The following is a 20270-nucleotide window of genomic DNA, read 5'->3' on the forward strand; positions in this document are numbered from 1 at the left end:
TCAGAAGTGAAACGCCGTAGCGCCGATGGTAGTGTGGGGTCTCCCCATGCGAGAGTAGGACACTGCCAGGCATCAAACACAAGTTATCAGAGTGACATCTGGTGGCTAAACAGCAAGGACATGCTGGCCCTAACGGGAATATATACGGAAGTATAAGTAACAGAATCGGTGGAGCGGTAGTTCAGTTGGTTAGAATACCTGCCTGTCACGCAGGGGGTCGCGGGTTCGAGCCCCGTCCGTTCCGCCACCCTCTTTTAGGGGCGTAGTTCAATTGGTAGAGCACCGGTCTCCAAAACCGGGTGTTGGGAGTTCGAGTCTCTCCGCCCCTGCCAAATAAATAACCCTTCGCGAAAGCGAGGGGTTTTTTATTTGGATCAAACAAATAAAAGCTACACTTTTGCAGTTATTATCCATTACCCTGACCTCCTGACCTCCTGACCTCCTGACATACTGAGATGGTCACATGATCAGATGAAAACATGATAACTTGAACTAATTATATAATTTAAAATATTAAAATATTAACATAAAAACGATAAAAGTGTTAATTAATTACATTTTTAAGGCCAATTTCGTACAGCACATTGTTAATTTATAGTGGAATTCTACTTATTATCACTACAATAACTTGTATATAGAATTAATTAATAATCTGCATTTGTCTCTCTTCAATAAAGATTGAATCAATTCTGACCCACTCAGATTGTTTATGAATTCTCTGCTTATTTTTTGAATAATATAGAAATGTTACCTGTCACCTTGAGATGATAGTGCCGTGAAGGAACCCTGTGATAAGAAAATTGACACCAATGTTTGCAGCTGGTGTGGTAACGACTATATGCACTGCAGGTCAGGTTGTTTCTCAGTCGTGATTTCTTTAACGTCGGTTTCAAAGAGACAGGGTGTTTGTGGAAACGAAAGTATTTACATAATGATAGAAAACGAGGCATTACGCTTACAATTGTCGATATATGGCGAGGCGAGGAAGCCGGATTAAAACGGCAATATTCTTATTATTCAATCCCTTATGCGGGAGATATCTGTTCAGGTCTATTGCGAATAGTAATGCACAAAACAATATTAAACAGTCTGTTATGGATAGTTTGGTATCAGCAACAAGTCAGTTGAGTATTGCCTTTAGGTGCAATCAGATTGGTCTGTCGTTCATTGGTTCCCAGTTCGTTATTCCCATGATTGGATAGCTTGGTTGCACTGTATTCACTATAGAAACTATTTTACACCCTTAGCAATGATTATGCTGTTAGCTGCGGCTTTGGTATTTTTCCCCGTATTTTGGGCGCCACGTTTGCGCGATTGCTGGAAATAGTCGCTCTGGAATGGGGAGATTCGTACGGATACAAATACATCAGTACTGAGGTCTATATGCTATCCAGAATGCTCGCTAGATTATCTGAAATTACTTTCACTTCCTGCCATCTCGATAGGCTAAGCGTTGTTTCTCAGCGAAGCAGAATAGAATGTGTTCGCAGCGATGGTGATAGATGGCAACCTAATTAACTAGGGTGTTGGCACGCTGTTTAGCGTGCTGATTTAGAACTTAATCCTGGGTTATGTTCTCTTTCGCGGTACTGTCGGTTCATGGTGGGGAAGATGACCATTGCCGTTCTGTCATTGCGCTTTATTGCCGCCCAGAAGGCAATGAGAGCTTTTTATATGATTCCGCAATCATGGGCTAAGCGTTTCTCGATTAACTCCGTGTGGCCCCTTCAGTGGCGTTATTCATCGGAGTTTTTAATAATTGGCGGATTAATATCTGCTGATCGCTATTTTGTAGCCACACCGCGTACATAGGCCTCACTATTGCGGGGATCTCCGGGTTAGCAACAAGCTGCGGGTAATCTTTTTGCCAATGCTCAGGTAAAAATGCACAGCCGCCAGTCGTGTCTAAGAGTTGTCGCGTCAAATGGGCAGAAGTCGTTGTCAGAACTGGCATTTGCTCATGGTCTAACAGGCGATTTTCCTGTTGATGAAAATCTGCCCCCCACTCCAGTTTTATATACGGCATTTCTTCGGTTTTATCTTGCTGACCTGATGAAAAAAGCCGCAATGAAAAATTCCCTAACAGTTGGCTGGCTAATTCGTCCATTTTGGGCGGCTCGGTAGTGATTAAAAGGTCGAGTTGCCGTTCATGCAATTGCTTCACTAAAGACTGGCGTAACGCAATACGAGCTTCGAGTCGCAGCCCTTCTCGTTGGAGATAGAGTGTCTGTAACCATGGAGTGAGATAGGCTTCCCATAGTGATGCCGTTGCGCCAATCGATAGCTCAGTATGCTGAAGAGAGTGTATGACCTCCTTCTTGGCCAACTGCCAGGTATTCATCAAGGTTTCTGCGTAGGGCACCAAACGTTCGCCGGCTGGCGTCAGACGAATATTATTCCGGTGGCGAGTGAATAAACTTGCACCTAATTGATTTTCCAACTGACGGATTCGAAAACTCACTGCTGACTGTGTTAAGTATAAAGATTCCGCTGCGCGGCCAAAGTGGCGGGTTCTACTGACCTCCAAAAAGGTTTTCAGTAATTCGGTGTCCACACCTATCTCCAATTTTTTTTGTCGTTAAGATTTAAATGTTTTGTTTTACACGATGTCAAGCCTATCTAATACTCCGCGCCATAAACAGCACGACCATGACAGAATTAGGAGCGTGTCAGATGGCGGATAGCTTCATCACAACCAATCGTTTTTTTGATAACAAACACTATCCTCGCGGGTTCTCGCGTCACGGTGATTTCACCATTAAAGAGGCGCAATTGCTAGAGCGCCATGGCTATGCTTTCAACGAGCTGGATTTAGGCAAACGTGAGCCAGCAAACGAAGAAGAGCAACTGTTTGTTGCCGTTTGTCGTGGCGAGCGCGAGCCTGTTAGCGATGCGGAAAAAGTGTGGTCCAAATACATCACCCGAATCCGGCGTCCAAAGCGCTTCCATACGCTGTCTGGCGGTAAACCGCAGGCAGATGCAACGGAAGACTATGTCGATAGCGATGACTAATAGAAATGGGGCGAAAGCCCCATTTTTACGTCAACGCTTTGTGTAGCTGTAACAGTAAACGATCCATACAACGATAGCTCAAGGCTTCAGAAATGTGTGGCTTTTGAATGTCATCCTGTTGTGCCAAATCGGCCAGCGTGCGCGCGACTTTCAAAATTCTATGCCAGGCTCGTACGGATAAACCGAGCTTCAGCAGCACTTGTTCAAGAAATTGTGCGTCTTGCGGCGTGACCGCACAAAATCGAGCAACCTCTTTGCTGTTGAGTTGGGCATTTATCTTTCCTGAACGATGCAATTGTTTTTCTCTTGCCTGTAATACTCTCTGCCTGACGGTTGCGCTATCTTCCCCGCTATTTTTTTGCATCCTCAATAAACCTTTCGGTAGCAATGGCACTTCAATGGATAAATCAAATCTATCGAGGAATGGGCCGGATAATTTGGCAAGGTAACGCAGTATTTGCTGTGGCTGTGCGCGATTGTGTCGCCCCTGATAATGTCCACTGGGGCTGGGGTTCATCGCGGCGATAAGCTGTATTTTGGCCGGGAAACACACTTTTGCCGTTGCTCGCGAGATAACCACTTCGCCAGATTCTAAGGGTTCCCGTAATGAGTCCAGTACCTTGCGCTCGAATTCAGGCAGTTCATCCAAAAATAACACGCCGTTGTGTGCCAGCGAGATCTCTCCGGGACGAGGTATGGAACCGCCGCCAATTAACGCTGCCATTGATGCACTATGGTGTGGTGATCTAAATGGGCGCTTGCACCAATGCGTGGGAGCCTGATGCCCTTGCAGTAAGCTGGCTACGGTGGCAGTTTCCAGTGCTTCCTGATTGCTTAAGGGTGGCAGTAAACCATTTAATCGGCTGGCTAACATCGTTTTCCCGGTGCCAGGTGGCCCAAGTAACAGTAAGTTATGTCCTCCGGCAGCGGCGACTTCCAGTGCGCGTTTAGCCTGTTGCTGGCCGATAATATCCTGCAGGTCGAGTGTGTTATCCCATTCCTGCCAATCACTTGCTTGTTTTGGGGAGGAAAGTGAGCCTTCTCCACGCAGAAAACCGCAAACAGCCAGAAGATGCTCTGCAACCAAACTGTTTCCTTTGACGATTAAGCCAACTTCCATTTCATTGGCGCAGGGCAGTATTAACAGACGAGAGGCGCCTGTACTGGCCAGAGCGGCTGAAATAGCGCCGCTAACGCTGCGTAAACCGCCTGACAGGGCGAGTTCACCAAGAAACTCATATTGACCTAGCTTATCTACGGGGATCTGCTCTGAGGCTGCGAGGATGGCTAAGGCTATTGGCAAATCGTAGCGACCACCTTCTTTGGGTAAGTCTGCTGGCGCCAGACTGACGGTAATCCGTTTAGCCGGAAAGGTAAATCCACTGTTTAATAAGGCGCTACGTACCCTATCCCGCGCTTCTTTCACCGTTGTTTCGGGTAATCCGACTAATGTCAGCCCCGGTAACCCGTTGCTAATGTGCACTTCAACGGTGACTGGAGGTGCTTGTACGCCAATGGAAGCGCGGGTATGGATGACGGCCAGTGACATAGTTTTCCCCCTTCTGATGTTTGGTATCTTGCCGAATTGAGTTTTTTTGTCATTAGGGTGGTGTTTAGCCTGCGAGAAGGCGCGAAAACTATCGTTTTGATTACGAGGGAAGACATGAATTTTGCGTGGCCTATCGTAAAAACGTCTCGGTTATGAAGAAATTTCAGGCTCAGTGCAAAAGTATCTCTGACATTTTTTTAAGCATGGGGACGTTAAGCGTAAATTTTCTGTATAAAAATCAGGGAAAGAAATATCGGTTTTATCGTTTGATAATTAACACAATTATTGCAATTGTAGTCTTGGGTCACAAAATGACTTTTTAAAAAAATATTGTCATAGCGATAATAACTGTGATAACTCTGTAGGTATTCGTTCGACAACAGACATGTGAACAACCGATTATGAAAGCTTTCGTCCAAGTGATTAACCTAGTCCTAATTAGCGTGGTGGTGATTATTATCCCACCGTGCGGGGCTGCACTTGGACGAAGAAAGGCATAAAAATCAAGCCTTAATCACAAGAGAACCCCCGCACCGAAAGGTCCGGGGGTTTTTTATTGGCCGGTAAAAAGACGCGGTGAACGTAAAATGCACAACAGAATAAAATCCTGTGTCGCTCGCAAAAGTTCGGGGAAATAACTATGAATGGTGCTCAGTGGGTGGTTCAAGCGCTACGTGCGCAAGGGGTAGAGACGGTATTCGGCTATCCGGGTGGGGCAATTATGCCAGTCTACGATGCCTTGTATGACGGTGGCGTTGAACATCTACTGTGTCGCCATGAGCAAGGGGCAGTAATGGCTGCCATCGGTTATGCTCGTGCAACCGGAAAGGTCGGGGTGTGCATCGCCACTTCAGGCCCCGGAGCCACTAACTTGATCACAGGTCTGGCAGATGCGTTATTGGATTCTGTTCCGATTATCGCTATCACCGGTCAGGTGGGTTCTGCCTTAATCGGCACCGACGCTTTTCAGGAAATTGATGTGCTGGGGCTGTCTTTGGCCTGTACCAAACACAGTTTTCTGGTTGAGTCTTTAGACGCGTTGCCGGGCATCATGGCTGAAGCCTTTGCCATCGCCAGTAGCGGTCGCCCTGGGCCGGTTTTGATTGATATTCCGAAAGATATTCAGTTAGCCGTCGCAGAGTTACATCCGCATTTGCTGTCGGTGGAAGAACACTATCTGGATTCCAGTGCCGAACGCCAGCAGGCTTATGACATGTTAAGTGCGGCCAAACAACCGATCGTTTATGTCGGTGGTGGCGTAGGTATGGCACAGGCGGTGCCTGCCTTGCGAGCGTTTATCGCTGAAACCGGGGTTCCCGCCGTAGTGACTTTGAAGGGTTTGGGTGCCCCTGACGCTGAGCATCCTTGCTATTTAGGCATGCTGGGTATGCACGGCACTAAGGCAGCCAATCTGGCGGTGCAGGAGTGCGATTTGTTGATCGCCGTCGGAGCACGTTTCGATGATCGAGTGACCGGTAAGTTGAACGCGTTCGCGCCGAAAGCCAAAGTTATTCATATGGATATCGATCCGACGGAGTTGAACAAACTGCGGCAGGCTCACGTTGCTTTGCAGGGTGATTTGAAAACCTTGCTTCCCGCGTTGCAGCAACCTCTGGACATCCAGCCGTGGCGCGATGAAGTTATTGCGTTGAAGCAGCAGCATAGCTGGCGTTATGACCATCCGGGGCAAGCAATTTATGCGCCGCTGTTACTGAAACAGATTTCCGATCGTAAAGGGCCTGAAACCGTTATCACTACCGATGTCGGTCAGCATCAAATGTGGACTGCACAGCATATGAGTTTTACCCGTCCGGAAAACTTCATCACTTCTAGCGGGTTGGGCACGATGGGCTTTGGTGTTCCGGCGGCCGTCGGTGCGCAAATGGCTCGTCGGGACGACATGGTTATCTGCGTGTCCGGCGATGGCTCCTTTATGATGAATGTTCAGGAGCTGGGAACGATAAAGCGCAAACAGTTGCCGCTGAAGATCGTTTTGTTGGATAACCAGCGTTTGGGCATGGTTCGACAGTGGCAGCAGCTGTTCTTTGATGCCCGCTACAGTGAGACCAACTTATCCGATAACCCCGATTTCATCACTTTGGCCAGCGCTTTTGATATTCCCGGCCAACGTATCACCCGCAAAGACCAAGTCGATGCCGCATTGGACGCTCTGTTTAACAGTACCGGCCCGTACCTGCTTCAGGTTTCCATCGACGAACTCGAAAATGTCTGGCCGTTAGTTCCGCCGGGCGCAGGTAACGAAACCATGCTGGAGAAAATTTCATGATGCAACATCAGCTCTCGATCCAAGCCCGCTTCCGCCCTGAAATGTTAGAGCGCGTATTGCGAGTGGTGCGCCACCGCGGCTTTCAGGTTTGTGCTATGAATATGTCGCCTATCCTTAATAACGAAAATATTAATATCGAGCTGACCGTTGCTAGCCAACGTTCGGTAGATTTACTGTCTTCTCAGTTGAATAAGTTGTTGGATGTTGCGAGTGTAGAAATCCAGCAGACCAATACATTACAAATACGCGCCTGAGGCGCTAGAAGGAAAGTACAGAATGACTAAGAAAGCTGATTACATTTGGTTTAACGGCGAAATGGTTCCGTGGGCAGAAGCCAAAGTTCACGTAATGTCTCATGCGTTACATTACGGAACATCAGTCTTTGAAGGTGTCCGTTGCTATGAAACCAAGCATAAAGGCCCGGTTGTATTCCGCCATCGCGAACATATGCAGCGTTTGCATGATTCGGCCAAGATCTATCGGATGCCAGTTTCACAATCCGTCGATGAGTTGATGGAAGCCTGTCGCGAGACGCTGCGCAAAAATAAACTGACTAGCGCCTACATCCGTCCTCTGGTGTTTATCGGTGACGTGGGAATGGGCGTTAATCCGCCGGAAGGCTACAAAACCGACGTTATCATCGCCGCATTCCCTTGGGGTGCTTATCTGGGAGAAGAAGCGCTGGCACAGGGCATTGACGCAATGGTTTCATCTTGGAATCGCGTTGCGCCGAATACCATTCCAACTGCCGCTAAAGCCGGTGGTAACTACCTTTCTTCCTTACTGGTGGGCAGCGAAGCGCGCCGTCATGGTTATCAGGAAGGGATTGCGCTGGACGTTCACGGCTTCTTGTCCGAAGGTGCGGGCGAGAACCTGTTTGAAGTGAAAGACGGAGTATTGTTCACTCCGCCATTTACCTCATCCGCTCTGCCGGGTATTACCCGCGATGCCATTATCAAGCTGGCTAAAGATATGGGCCTGGAAGTGCGTGAGCAGGTGCTGTCTCGCGAATCTCTGTATCTGGCTGACGAAGTGTTTATGTCCGGCACCGCCGCCGAAATTACCCCAGTACGCAGCGTTGATGGTATTCAGGTCGGTATAGGTAAACGTGGCCCGATTACCGAGAAAATCCAGCAGGCGTTCTTTGGCCTGTTCACCGGCGAAACTGAAGACAAGTACGGCTGGCTGGATCCTATCAATCAATAATAACTAAAAAGTGACAGACAGAACCCGCGGGTGGTTCGTTCGCCACCTGCTTTATAAAAGACACAGGAGTGAAGAGATAATGCCTAAGTACCGTTCCCATACCACCACTCATGGCCGCAATATGGCTGGTGCCCGAGCACTTTGGCGCGCTACGGGTATGACCGATGATGACTTCGGCAAACCAATTATTGCGGTGGTTAACTCCTTTACCCAATTCGTACCTGGACACGTTCATTTGCGCGATTTAGGCAAGCTGGTGGCCGAGCAAATCGAAGCGTCAGGCGGCGTGGCAAAAGAGTTCAATACCATTGCGGTGGATGACGGTATCGCCATGGGACACGGTGGCATGCTCTATTCTCTGCCTTCACGAGAGTTAATCGCGGATTCCGTGGAATATATGGTTAATGCGCACTGTGCCGACGCCATGGTGTGTATTTCCAACTGCGACAAAATCACCCCAGGGATGCTGATGGCGTCTCTGCGTCTGAATATTCCGGTTATTTTCGTTTCCGGTGGCCCAATGGAAGCGGGTAAAACCAAGCTGTCAGACAAAATTATCAAGCTGGATTTGGTCGATGCGATGATTCAGGGCGCGAACCCGAACGTCAGCGACGAAGATAGCGCGCAAATTGAACGTTCCGCCTGCCCGACCTGCGGTTCCTGCTCCGGTATGTTTACCGCCAACTCGATGAACTGCCTGAATGAGGCTTTAGGTTTAGCGCTCCCAGGTAACGGTTCATTGCTGGCGACTCACGCCGATCGTAAACAATTATTCCTCGATGCCGGCAAACATATCGTTGAGCTGACTAAACGCTATTACGAGCAAGATGATGTCAGTGCGCTGCCACGCAATATCGCCAACAAGGCTGCGTTTGAAAACGCCATGACGCTGGATATCGCCATGGGCGGTTCTACCAATACCGTTCTGCACTTGCTGGCGGCGGCGGAGGAAGGTGAAGTGGATTTCAGCATGACGGATATCGATCGTCTGTCGCGTAAAGTTCCGCATTTATGCAAAGTGGCGCCGAGTACTCAGAAATACCATATGGAAGACGTGCACCGTGCCGGTGGTGTTGTAGGGATCTTGGGGGAGTTGGATCGAGCCGGCTTGCTGAACCGCGAAGTCCGAAACGTATTGGGGCTGAGTCTGCCGGAAACCCTGAAAGCCTATGACGTTATGCTGACCAGCGATGAAAAAGTCAAAAGCATGTATTCCGCGGGGCCTGCGGGTATTCGTACCACCAAAGCTTTCTCGCAAGATTGCCGCTATCCGTCGCTGGATACCGACCGTCAGGAAGGTTGCATTCGTACGCGCGAGTATGCCTACAGTCAGGACGGCGGCTTAGCCGTGCTGTACGGCAATATGGCTGAAAACGGTTGTATCGTAAAAACTGCCGGTGTGGATAAAGAAAGCCTGACTTTCCGTGGCCCAGCCAAAGTTTATGAAAGCCAGGACGCTGCCGTAGAGGCGATTCTGGGTGGAAAAGTGGTTGCCGGGGACGTAGTGATTATTCGGTACGAGGGGCCGAAAGGCGGGCCGGGCATGCAGGAAATGCTGTACCCAACGACCTATCTGAAATCTATGGGCTTAGGCAAAAGCTGCGCTTTGATTACCGACGGGCGTTTCTCCGGTGGGACTTCCGGTTTGTCTATTGGCCACGTTTCGCCAGAAGCGGCCAGCGGTGGCCTGATTGGCCTAGTGCAGGACGGCGATATGATCAATATCGATATTCCTCAGCGCAGCATGGTATTAGATGTACCGGCCGCTGAACTGGCGGCTCGTCATGAAGCCGAATTAGCTCGCGGCTCCGCTGCCTGGACACCTAAAAACCGCGTACGCCAGGTTTCCTACGCTTTGCGTGCCTATGCCTCACTGGCAACCAGCGCAGATAAAGGCGCTGTTCGTGATAAAAGTAAGCTGGGAGGTTAAGGGCTATGGCGGAATCACAAGCGTTACCCGATGCGCCCAGTGGCGCAGAGTACCTGCGAGCGGTGCTGCGCGCGCCGGTATATGAAGTTACGCAGGTCACGCCATTACAGGTGATGGAGAAAATTTCATCTCGCTTGAGTAACACCATTTTGGTTAAGCGGGAAGATCGCCATCCGGTACACAGTTTTAAGCTGCGTGGCGCTTACGCCATGCTGGCGGGGCTGAATGAAGAACAGAAAGCCTGCGGCGTAGTGACCGCTTCTGCGGGTAATCACGCACAGGGCGTGGCGCTTTCTGCTAGTAAACTGGGCATTAAATCGCTGATTGTGATGCCGGTTGCCACCGCAGACATCAAAGTGGATGCGGTGCGTAGCTTTGGTGGCGAAGTGCTGTTGTTTGGTGCCAATTTTGATGAGGCCAAAGCTAAAGCCATCGAAATTTCCCGCCAGCAGGGTTACACCTTTATACCGCCTTTCGATCATCCGGCGGTCATTGCTGGACAAGGCACGCTGGCGATGGAACTACTGCAACAGGACGCCCATTTGGATCGGGTTTTTGTTCCCGTTGGCGGCGGTGGTCTGGCCGCTGGCGTGGCGGTATTAATTAAACAACTGATGCCGCAAATCAAAGTGATCGGCGTGGAAGCGGAAGACTCTGCCTGTTTGCAAGCGGCATTAGCGGCGGGAGCTCCGGTTGATTTGGCTCGCGTCGGGCTGTTTGCCGAAGGTGTGGCAGTGAAACGCATTGGTGACGAGACTTTCCGCCTGTGTCAGGAATATCTGGATGACGTTATCACCGTGGATAGCGACGCCATCTGCGCGGCGCTCAAAGATATTTTTGAAGACGTTCGTGCGATTGCGGAACCTTCCGGTGCGCTGGCGTTGGCGGGGCTGAAAAAATATGTTCAGCAGCATAATATTCAAGGTGAACGTCTGGCTCATATACTTTCTGGCGCTAACGTTAATTTCCACGGTTTACGTTATGTTTCAGAGCGTTGTGAACTAGGTGAGCAGCGAGAAGCGCTGTTAGCCGTAACGATCCTTGAGCAAAAAGGCAGTTTCCTGCGCTTTTGCCAATTGCTGGGCGGTCGGGCGGTAACCGAATTTAACTATCGCTACGCGGACGCGGATAACGCCTGCATTTTTGTCGGGGTGCGTTTGACCCGAGGATTCGCCGAACGGGCTGAAATCATCGCTGAATTACAGGCGGATGGTTATCAGGTAGTGGATTTGTCCGACGATGAAATGGCCAAACTGCATGTGCGCTATATGGTTGGCGGTCGTCCTCCTAAGCCGCTGCGCGAACGTTTGTACAGTTTTGAATTCCCGGAATCACAGGGCGCGCTGTTGAAATTCCTCAATACGCTCGGTACCCACTGGAATATCTCGTTGTTCCATTATCGCAGCCACGGCACTGATTTTGGCCGGGTGCTGGCGGGCTTCGAGCTATCCGAGATCGAGCCGGAATTTGAACAGCACCTGACTGCGCTGGGCTACATTTGCCACGATGAAACCGATAATCCGGCGTTTAGATTCTTCCTCGCCGGTTAATTTGCATCAAACGGGGCTGTGCAGCAGCCCCCAAAATGCCTCGATCAAGGGTTCGTTTAAACGTTTTTTCTGCACGCAGACTCCCAACTCAAAGGGTTCAACCAGCGAAATATTATCGAGTAAAGAAATACGGTTTCGCACGGGTTCTGGGCTGTTTTCCACCACCACTTCCGGAATCAGGGCAATACCGCAACCGAGCGCAACCATCGAAACAATCGCCTCATGACCGGAAACGGTGGCGTAAATCAGTGGGTTAGTAATGCGATGGCGGCGGAACCATAAATCGATGCGTTTTCGCGACGGGCCGTGTTCCGGCAGGATAAACGGAATATTGTTCCAATCAGGATGAGCTTCAGCAGCCTGAGTACGAACGGCGCAGGGGAGCGCAGGCGCAATCAGTACTAATGGAATCTCGCCGATTTGGGTGAATTCTACCGTGCCAGGCAGGGTTTCAGGGCGACCAGCAATCCCCAAATCGGCTTCGTTAGACTGCACCTTGTCTACGGCGTTGGCGGCGTCGCCGGTGGTCAGTTTGATTTCCACCAGTGGGTGTTCGGCGCGAAAACGATCCAGAATCGGCGGCAAGTGGCTGTAGGCGGCGGTAACGGAGCAAAACAGTCTTAGCTCGCCGCTCAGTGACGGCCCGTGCTGCCCCAGCGCATGACGCAATTGCTGATATTGCAATAAGGTTTGTTGAGCAAAGGCTTTCAACTGGGTGCCGGCATCGGTGAGTTGCACGGTACGGTTATCCCGCAGAAACAACGGCTGCCCTATGGTTTCTTCCAACCGCTGAATCTGGCGGGAAAGGGTAGATGGGCTGATATGCATTGCTTTGGCCGAGCGGCCAAAATGGCGGCTCTCAGCCAGATGTAAAAACAGCTTCAGGTCACGTAAATCCATAGCGCTGGCTCTCGTTGGCGAGGAAATTGTTATATTGCAAAATCTGCAACGACACCTTGTAAATATATCAATTTCAGCAACGGATTTCCTGACATATAGTGAATTCAAGAGAATCCCTCACACAGATTGGGGGATGTGAAAATAACGCAACACAACATCGAACGGAGTACCACTATGGCTAATTATTTCAACACATTGAACCTGCGTCAGCAGTTGGCGCAATTGGGTAAATGTCGCTTTATGGGACGTGAAGAGTTTGCAGATGAAGCGAACTACCTGAAAGGTAAAAAAGTGGTGATCATCGGTTGTGGTGCTCAGGGGCTGAATCAGGGTTTGAATATGCGCGACTCTGGCCTGGACGTAGCCTACGCGCTGCGTAAAGAAGCCATCGCAGAGAAGCGGGCATCATGGCGCAAAGCGACGGAAAACGGCTTCAAAGTTGGCACTTACGAAGAACTGATTCCGCAGGCTGATTTAGTGGTCAACCTGACGCCAGACAAACAGCATTCCGCCGTGGTTCAGGCCGTTCAGCCGTTGATGAAAGACGGGGCGGCGCTGGGGTACTCGCACGGTTTTAATATCGTGGAAGTTGGCGAGCAAGTACGTAAAGACATTACCGTAGTGATGGTTGCGCCGAAATGTCCGGGCACCGAAGTACGTGAAGAATACAAGCGCGGTTTCGGTGTACCAACGCTTATCGCCGTTCACCCGGAAAACGATCCTAAGGGCGAAGGCATGGCAATCGCGAAAGCCTGGGCTGCTGCAACCGGTGGTCACCGCGCTGGCGTGTTGGAATCATCATTTGTTGCGGAAGTGAAATCCGACCTGATGGGTGAGCAAACCATTCTGTGCGGTATGTTGCAAGCGGGTTCCCTGCTGTGCTTCGACAAACTGGTGGCAGAAGGTACTGATGCAGCCTACGCTGAAAAACTGATTCAATTCGGCTGGGAAACCATCACCGAAGCGCTGAAACAGGGCGGTATCACTCTGATGATGGATCGTCTGTCCAACCCGGCGAAACTGCGTGCCTACGCGCTGTCAGAGCAACTGAAAGAAATCATGGCGCCGCTGTTCCAAAAACATATGGATGACATCATTTCCGGCGCATTCTCCAGCGGCATGATGGCCGACTGGGCAGAAGACGACGTGAAACTGCTGAAGTGGCGCGAAGAAACCGGTAAAACGGCCTTTGAAAACGCGCCGCAGTTCGAAGGTAAAATCTCCGAGCAGGAATATTTTGACCACGGCGTGCTGATGATTGCCATGGTAAAAGCCGGGGTAGAATTGGCGTTCGAAACCATGGTTGATTCAGGTATTATCGAAGAATCAGCCTATTACGAATCGCTGCATGAGCTGCCGTTGATCGCCAATACCATCGCTCGTAAGCGTTTGTATGAAATGAACGTGGTTATCTCTGATACCGCAGAATACGGTAACTACCTGTTCGCTAATGCAGCGGTACCGCTGCTGAAAGCCAAATTTATGGATTCTCTGCAAGCCGGGGATCTGGGCAAAAGCGTAGCGGGTACTGCGGTAGATAACGCTCAGTTGCGTGATGTTAACGAAGCGATTCGTAACCATCCGATTGAGGCGGTAGGGCATAAGCTGCGTGGGTATATGAAGGATATGAAGCGCATCGCGGTTGCGGGCTAATCAAGCTACCTTGCTGGCCATTTTGAGATGGGTCAGTGCTCGAGATGTTCGCTATAAAAAACCGGCCATGCGTGCCGGTTTTTTTACATTCAAGCTCAGCAATATTAGCTACGGTACAGCACTTTAATGATGTGATAACCGAACTGGGTTTTTACCGGGCCATAAGGTTGTAGCAATTCACAGCTAAATACCGCTTTATCAAAAGCTGGCACCATATCGCCCTTGTTAAACTCGCCCAGATCGCCGCCGTTACGTTTAGACGGACAATTAGAGTATTTCTTGGCTAATTCCTGGAAATTAGCGCCATTGTTCAACTGCGCCAGAATATCATTTGCCTGTTTTTCATCATCGACCAGAATATGCAACGCAGAAGCTTTGTTCGCCATAATACTTATCACCACAATGTAATTTGAATGAATATCGCCTTTAATCGGCCGCCAGTGTAGCGTATTTTGCCGACGATTGAAGCTTTTGGCGGCTTGAAAGCGGGAAAGCAAAATGACAGGCGTTTTTTTTCACCCGCTTCTTTCTGCTACACTCTTCCTCCCCACCATCCCACAGAGTAACCGTGAGTAACCGAGCGCTATGCGATTAAATCCCAGCCAACAACAAGCCGTCGAATTTGTCACCGGACCCTGCCTAGTGCTGGCCGGTGCTGGCTCGGGTAAAACCCGTGTAATTACTAATAAAATCGCGCACTTGATCCGTCAGTGTGGCTATAAGCCCAGCCATATCGCCGCTGTAACCTTTACCAATAAGGCCGCTCGCGAGATGAAAGAACGCGTGGCGCAAACGCTGGGGCGTAAAGAAGCTCGCGGTTTAATGATTTCAACTTTCCATACTTTGGGGCTGGAAATCATTAAGAAAGAATATAAAGCGCTGGGGATGAAATCTAACTTCTCGCTGTTTGACGCACAGGATCAGATGGGGTTGCTAAAAGATCTTACCAGCAAGTGGTTGGAAGAAGATAAAACTCAGCTACAGCAGTTGATCTCGACGATCTCTAATTGGAAAAACGATCTAATGACTCCGGCCGCCGCGGCTGCACAGGCGCGTTCGGAACGCGATAAGATCTTTGCTCACTGCTATACCTTATATGACGATCACTTAAAAGCCTGCAACGTACTGGATTTTGACGATTTAATTTCTCTGCCAACGCTGCTGCTGCAAAAAAACGAAGAAGTGCGCGAACGTTGGCAGAACAAACTGCGTTATCTGCTGGTAGATGAGTATCAGGATACTAATACCAGCCAATATCAAATGGTTAAGTTGCTGGTGGGCAATCGGGCGCGCTTTACCGTGGTGGGAGATGACGATCAGTCAATTTACTCCTGGCGTGGCGCTCGGCCGCAGAACCTGGTGTTGCTGAATCAAGATTTTCCTCAGTTGCAGGTGATTAAGCTGGAACAAAACTACCGTTCTTCTGGGAGGATATTGAAAGCGGCCAATATTTTGATCGCCAATAACCCGCACGTTTTTGAAAAACGACTGTTTTCCGAATTAGGTTACGGCGAACCGCTGAAGGTTATTACCGCCAATAATGAAGATCATGAAGCCGAAAGAGTGGTGGGAGAACTGATCGCCCATCACTTTATTAAGAAAACTCAGTACGGTGATTACGCTATTTTATACCGCGGTAACCATCAATCGCGGCTTTTCGAGAAATTGTTGGTGCAAAACCGAATTCCTTACCGCATTTCCGGCGGAGACTCTTTCTTTTCTCGCCCTGAAATCAAAGACTTGCTAGCCTATCTACGTGTCTTAACCAATCAGGACGATGACAGCGCCTTCCTGCGCATTGTGAATACGCCTAAACGAGAAATCGGCCCGGCAACGATTCAGAAACTAGGCGAATGGGCGAATATCCGGAACAAGAGCCTGTATCACGCCAGCTTTGACTTAGGTTTGAGCCAGCATCTGACAGGCCGTGGACTAGAGTCTTTACAGCGTTTCACCCACTGGCTGGAGAGTATTATTCGGCTGGTGGAGCGTGAACCTATTGCCGCAGTGCGGGATTTGCTTCACGGAATGGAATACGAAAGTTGGCTGTTTGAAACTTCTCCCAGCCCGAAAGCGGCAGAAATGCGGATGAAAAACGTCAACATGCTGTTTAGCTGGATGACGGAAATGTTGGAAGGCTCGGAACTGGACGAGCAAATGACTTTGACCCAGGTTGTCACGCGTTTCACCCTGCGGGATATGATGGAGCGCGGAGAAAGCGACGAAGAGTTGGATCAGGTGCAGTTAATGACTTTGCACGCTTCGAAAGGTCTGGAATTTCCCTACGTATTTTTAGTCGGCATGGAAGAAGGGCTACTGCCTCACCAAAGCAGTATCGACGAAGATAATGTGGATGAAGAACGACGTCTGGCCTACGTTGGCATCACTCGCGCCCAGCGGGAACTGTTCTTCACACACTGTCGGGAACGCCGGCAATACGGTGAATTAATGCGGCCGGAACCTAGCCGTTTTCTGATGGAATTGCCGCAGGATGATTTGGACTGGGAATCGGAGCGTAAAGTGATTACGCCGGAAGAACGGATGCAAAAAGGCCAGAGTCATCTGGCCAGTATTCGTGCTCAATTGGCAAATGCCAAGAAATAATGGGTAGGGAAATCTGTTGATGAACCCTATGGTGTCACGGGTTTCCCATCTACGGTTACATTTTGTATCGCGCTGAAATGCCAAGGGTTTTCGCCACGTAGCTGGGTGAAAATAACCTGATTGAACTGGCTATCACGTAAATCGCTGATTGCCGTTGGCGTGACCCGATCGAATTTCACATTGTCGAAATGCACCAGACGGTGCCAGGCCTGTTTGTCACTGTCACCCTTAATCTCAATGGATGCGTTTTTTCCTGTCTGGTTATTCACTGTCACATTTCTTACTGTAAAATCATAGAATTGAGCAGGAATTTTCGCCGGAGGATAATCCAGATTGGCATTGCTATCCGCATAGTCCAGCGTCATGACGACAGCCTGTTTGGCGATATCTTGCATAGCATTATTGCGGAAAGTGACGTTGCGCGCGCCACCGCCGATTGAGCGGGTACTTTTGGCTCTCAGGCCAATATCCGTCAGATACATCACGTTATTTTCCGCCAGAATATCCTCAATCCATGCGCCAGTATGGCTGCCGGTGACGATAGCGCCGTGGCCCATGCGGAAATAGTTGTTAAATAACCACGCTCCTTTCATTGGTTCCTGTTGCTGAGCCATTTCGCCAGTGCCTGCGGCAAAGTTAATGCAATCATCGCCAGTATCGAAGAAGTTATTGAACACCATGACATTCTGACTATTGCCGAACTCAATACCGTCGCCGTTATTAGCATCATAAGTTTGATGGATTAAACCATTAGCCACCACGTTATGGTTTTCCAGATTCATAATGCCGTGAAATGCCGGATTACGAACGGTGAATCCGGCTAGATACAGATTTTCTACGCCGCGCAAGGTGATCAAACTGGATCGTTTCTGGCCGTAAGCCGTTTTTAGATCTATTCCTGCGGAAACAGCCTGTTCAACCTGATTTTTGGCTAGAATGCCGTCTTCGTGCACTTTGGTATTTTTGCTCGCGGCGTATTGCGGCAGCTTATTGCCTAATTCATCTGATATTTCGCCGGTTTTCGCGCGGAGCCAGCCATTGCCATCGATAGTTCCAAAGCCAACGATGCGGATATTTCGGAAGGTGCCCGGCGCGGTCTGATCAGGATTTATGGCATTAATCAGCGAAGCCGGACGCTGGACGGTGGAATAGCTATAAAGATAATAGCCTGCGGGGTAATCCGTCGGATTTTCCGAACCCAGCAAGGTCGAGCCAGCCTCAAGATTCAACGTCATATCGCTTTTTAGCCACAGCGCGCCGGTTTTATACACCCCAGCGGGAATATCAATGCGGCAACCAGGTTTACAGCTATTGATCGCCTGTTGAATCGCTTGGGTATTGAGGGTTTTTCCATCGTCTTTGGCACCGAAATCACGAATATTCAGCACCTGAGGTAACGCCGTTGTTTTCGCGGTAATCACCTGACTGTCAGGTGACAGTGAACCGTCAGCATAGCGCGCTTTGACGCTAAACGAGTAAGTCGTGTCAGGTTGTAGCCCCTGTACGGTGAAATTCTGTATCAGAATCTTGTGCTGAAATTGCTGCTTATCATTTGCGTAGAAATGATTGATATAGGGTTTGGCCGGAGAGTATCGGTCATTATTTTCACTGGCAAGGCCCAGCAGTTTCCCTGCGGAATACACCTGATAATCGACGATTTGACCGTTATCATGCGGCGCTTCCCACACTAATACTAAGCTGTTTTCGTTATAAGCCAGCGTGGGAACCTGTAGATTTTGCGGTGCTTTCAGTTCGGCCAATGCTGTGGCAGGGGCAAGTGCCAAACCAGAAAGAATCAACAGCATATTCAGGGGATGACGACGTTGAAGCTGTACGCGCATTCTTATTCCTCATTGAAATGGAGAGAGTTGTCGCAGACAGCGCTGTCTTCTGATGGAGGAGATAATTTTAAAATAGAAACGCTGTTCTATAAAAATACACACATAGTTTTATTTTTAAGATGAAGGCGATCACATATCGAGTGCTTACTGTTTTTTTAGACGAAATAGTGGTGAGGGAGGGTTACTGAATAAGAAAAGGGAGAAATAATGGGCGGCTATCTATAACCGCCCGAGATAATGCTTAACCAAACGCTTCCAGAGTAAGAGGCCACTGAACATAGCTTTGCCAGTGACTTTCTTGTACCAGTGATTCAGCACGATAAGGATGCAGCTGCAGCCAGCCTTGTGGTAATAGCACGCACAGAGTGTCGCCATTGGCGCGTAATCTTACCGCTGGTAAGGTGTCATCCCGACGACGGCTGGAGAAAATGATCGCCAGACGTAGCAAGCGACATAAACGCTGCGCCATGACTACGGGTAACGCGTTTTGCTGACTAAGCAGTGATAAATCCAGAGTGCCGCTTTGGTTTTGCAAGAGAGCGGAGAGAAGCAGTTTTTGCGCGGGGGTAAATCCAGGCAGATCCAGATACCTAATCAGGTAGGCGGCATGCTGCGGAGCGAGCTTGAAATCAACGCTAAGGCCGATTTCGTGGATCAAACAGGCATTTTGCAATAATTCCCGACATCGACCCTCTAGTTTCCACTGTTTCTCAACCTGTAGAAAAAAGTTATCCGCTAACTGCGCGACGCGCTGGGCTTGCTCAATATCCAGCAAATAGCGGCGTTGCAGATTACGAATAGTGCGGCTGCGAATATCTTGCTCAATAGGTAAATGCAGCATGCCGTACACCAGACCTTCGCGCAGTGCGCCGCCAGCCAACGTCATGCTTTCGATACCCAATTCCTGGAAAATAGCGATCAAAATCGATAGGCCGCTGGGGAATACCAAGGCTCTTTCCAGCGTCAGACCTGAAATTTCCAGTTCTTCCAGCTTGCCACAGTGAATGGCTCTTTGTTTCAGTTGTTGCAGCTTTGGCAGCGTAATCAGTTCGTCCATGCCTTGGGCGACCATAATTTCCTGTAAAGCCTGCACCGTGCCGGAAGCGCCGACGCAAATTTGCCAACCGTGCTCACGAAAACGTGCCGCGACCGGTTTGATCATCTCACGCGCCGCTAATTCGGCTTGGTCAAAGTTTTCCTGTTGCAGATTGCGATCGCTGAAATAACGTTCCAGCCAGGTTACGCAGCCCATCGACAGACTGACCAATATGGACGCCTGAGCGCCGGAACCTGTTACCAGCTCGGTACTGCCACCGCCAATATCGACCACCAGACGCTTTTCTGGCCCGCCAGTAGTGTGAGCGACGCCGTGATAAATCAGCCGCGCTTCTTCCTCACCGCTAATCACTTGAATCGGGCAACCCAGAATTTCAATGGCCGTTTGCAGGAATTGGTCGGCGTTTGAGGCCAAACGCAAGGTTGCCGTGGCGACCACGCGAATTTGTTGCCGCGGAATATCCTGCAACTGTTCGGAAAACAGCTTCAAACATTGCCAGCCGCGTTCCATTGCTTCATGTGACAGATGGTTATTAGCATCTAATCCTGCGGCCAGCCTGACTTTGCGTTTAATTCGGGCCAGCGTTTGGATACTGCCAGCCACCTCACGTACCACCAACATATGGAAACTGTTGGAGCCAAGATCGATGGCAGCATAAAGTGAGGTGGAGCTTAGCATCGC

Annotated in this window: 15 protein-coding genes and 2 tRNA genes; 11 read left to right on the forward strand and 6 right to left on the reverse strand. The window is 49.6% G+C overall.

The annotated features are described in order from the left end of the window. The first annotated feature begins 170 nt into the window (after positions 1-170). Both DBA33_RS10755 and DBA33_RS10760 read left to right on the forward strand, forming a co-directional pair. Positions 171-247, forward strand: a tRNA-Asp gene (locus DBA33_RS10755). Between the two features lie 9 nt (positions 248-256). Next, a tRNA-Trp gene (locus DBA33_RS10760) sits at positions 257-332 on the forward strand. A 1376-nt stretch (positions 333-1708) separates the two neighbouring features. Here DBA33_RS10760 and hdfR read toward each other — a convergent pair. Next, entirely contained in the window at positions 1709-2554 is an 846-nt protein-coding gene (hdfR, locus tag DBA33_RS10765; protein ID WP_064514494.1) for an HTH-type transcriptional regulator HdfR, read from the reverse strand. Between the two features lie 119 nt (positions 2555-2673). Between hdfR and DBA33_RS10770 the strand changes: the two genes are divergently transcribed. Further along, positions 2674-3012 carry a DUF413 domain-containing protein gene (locus tag DBA33_RS10770; protein WP_064514491.1) on the forward strand — a complete coding sequence of 113 codons (339 nt, stop codon included), beginning with the start codon at positions 2674-2676 and terminating at the stop codon, positions 3010-3012. Between the two features lie 25 nt (positions 3013-3037). Here DBA33_RS10770 and DBA33_RS10775 read toward each other — a convergent pair whose 3' ends face one another. Continuing rightward, positions 3038-4561, reverse strand: coding sequence for a YifB family Mg chelatase-like AAA ATPase (locus tag DBA33_RS10775; protein WP_064514489.1), 1524 nt, complete (start codon positions 4559-4561; stop codon positions 3038-3040). Positions 4562-4962: 401 nt separating this feature from the next. On the opposite strand from DBA33_RS10775, the gene ilvL reads away from it, so the two are divergent. The 6 genes from ilvL (at position 4963) to ilvA (ending at position 11534) form a co-directional block, all read left to right on the forward strand. Then, the gene (gene ilvL / locus DBA33_RS10785; RefSeq protein ID WP_071889786.1) at positions 4963-5061 is read left to right on the forward strand and encodes an ilv operon leader peptide; all 99 of its coding nucleotides are present in this window, start codon (positions 4963-4965) and stop codon (positions 5059-5061) included. A gap of 140 nt (positions 5062-5201) precedes the next feature. Next, positions 5202-6848 (forward strand): acetolactate synthase 2 catalytic subunit, encoded by a 1647-nt coding sequence (gene ilvG / locus DBA33_RS10790; protein WP_064514485.1) that lies wholly within the window; start codon positions 5202-5204, stop codon positions 6846-6848. Further along, positions 6845-7102 carry an acetolactate synthase 2 small subunit gene (gene ilvM, locus DBA33_RS10795; RefSeq protein ID WP_064514483.1) on the forward strand — a complete coding sequence of 86 codons (258 nt, stop codon included), beginning with the start codon at positions 6845-6847 and terminating at the stop codon, positions 7100-7102. Before ilvG ends, ilvM begins: the two co-directional genes overlap by 4 nt. Positions 7103-7124: 22 nt before the next feature. Continuing rightward, a complete protein-coding gene (locus DBA33_RS10800) occupies positions 7125-8054 on the forward strand; it encodes a branched-chain amino acid transaminase (RefSeq protein ID WP_064514481.1) in 930 nt (309 codons plus the stop codon). A 79-nt stretch (positions 8055-8133) separates the two neighbouring features. Continuing rightward, positions 8134-9984, forward strand: coding sequence for a dihydroxy-acid dehydratase (gene ilvD / locus DBA33_RS10805; protein ID WP_064514479.1), 1851 nt, complete (start codon positions 8134-8136; stop codon positions 9982-9984). 5 nt (positions 9985-9989) lie between these two features. Further along, positions 9990-11534 carry a threonine ammonia-lyase, biosynthetic gene (gene ilvA / locus DBA33_RS10810; protein WP_064514477.1) on the forward strand — a complete coding sequence of 515 codons (1545 nt, stop codon included), beginning with the start codon at positions 9990-9992 and terminating at the stop codon, positions 11532-11534. 6 nt (positions 11535-11540) lie between these two features. Here the strand turns inward: ilvA and ilvY are convergent, their stop codons facing one another. Next, entirely contained in the window at positions 11541-12434 is an 894-nt protein-coding gene (gene ilvY, locus DBA33_RS10815; RefSeq protein ID WP_064514476.1) for an HTH-type transcriptional activator IlvY, read from the reverse strand. Positions 12435-12608: 174 nt separating this feature from the next. Here ilvY and ilvC point away from each other — a divergent pair, with 174 nt between their 5' ends. Further along, positions 12609-14087 (forward strand): ketol-acid reductoisomerase, encoded by a 1479-nt coding sequence (ilvC, locus tag DBA33_RS10820; protein ID WP_064514474.1) that lies wholly within the window; start codon positions 12609-12611, stop codon positions 14085-14087. Between the two features lie 104 nt (positions 14088-14191). On the opposite strand, the gene ppiC is transcribed toward ilvC, so the two are convergent. Continuing rightward, the gene (gene ppiC, locus DBA33_RS10825; RefSeq protein ID WP_042526483.1) at positions 14192-14473 is read right to left on the reverse strand and encodes a peptidylprolyl isomerase PpiC; all 282 of its coding nucleotides are present in this window, start codon (positions 14471-14473) and stop codon (positions 14192-14194) included. Positions 14474-14672: 199 nt separating this feature from the next. Here ppiC and rep point away from each other — a divergent pair, with 199 nt between their 5' ends. Then, positions 14673-16691, forward strand: a complete 2019-nt coding sequence (rep, locus tag DBA33_RS10830; RefSeq protein ID WP_064514472.1) for a DNA helicase Rep — start codon at positions 14673-14675, stop codon at positions 16689-16691. Positions 16692-16717: 26 nt separating this feature from the next. On the opposite strand, the gene DBA33_RS10835 is transcribed toward rep, so the two are convergent. Beyond that, entirely contained in the window at positions 16718-18532 is a 1815-nt protein-coding gene (locus DBA33_RS10835) for a glycoside hydrolase family 28 protein (protein ID WP_120806466.1), read from the reverse strand. A 241-nt stretch (positions 18533-18773) separates the two neighbouring features. Then, positions 18774-20267, reverse strand: coding sequence for a guanosine-5'-triphosphate,3'-diphosphate diphosphatase (gene gppA / locus DBA33_RS10840; protein ID WP_064514468.1), 1494 nt, complete (start codon positions 20265-20267; stop codon positions 18774-18776). Positions 20268-20270: the final 3 nt, after the last annotated feature.

Origin of the sequence: Yersinia sp. IP36721 (assembly GCF_003634395.1) — a bacterium.
GTDB lineage: Bacteria > Pseudomonadota > Gammaproteobacteria > Enterobacterales > Enterobacteriaceae > Yersinia > Yersinia entomophaga.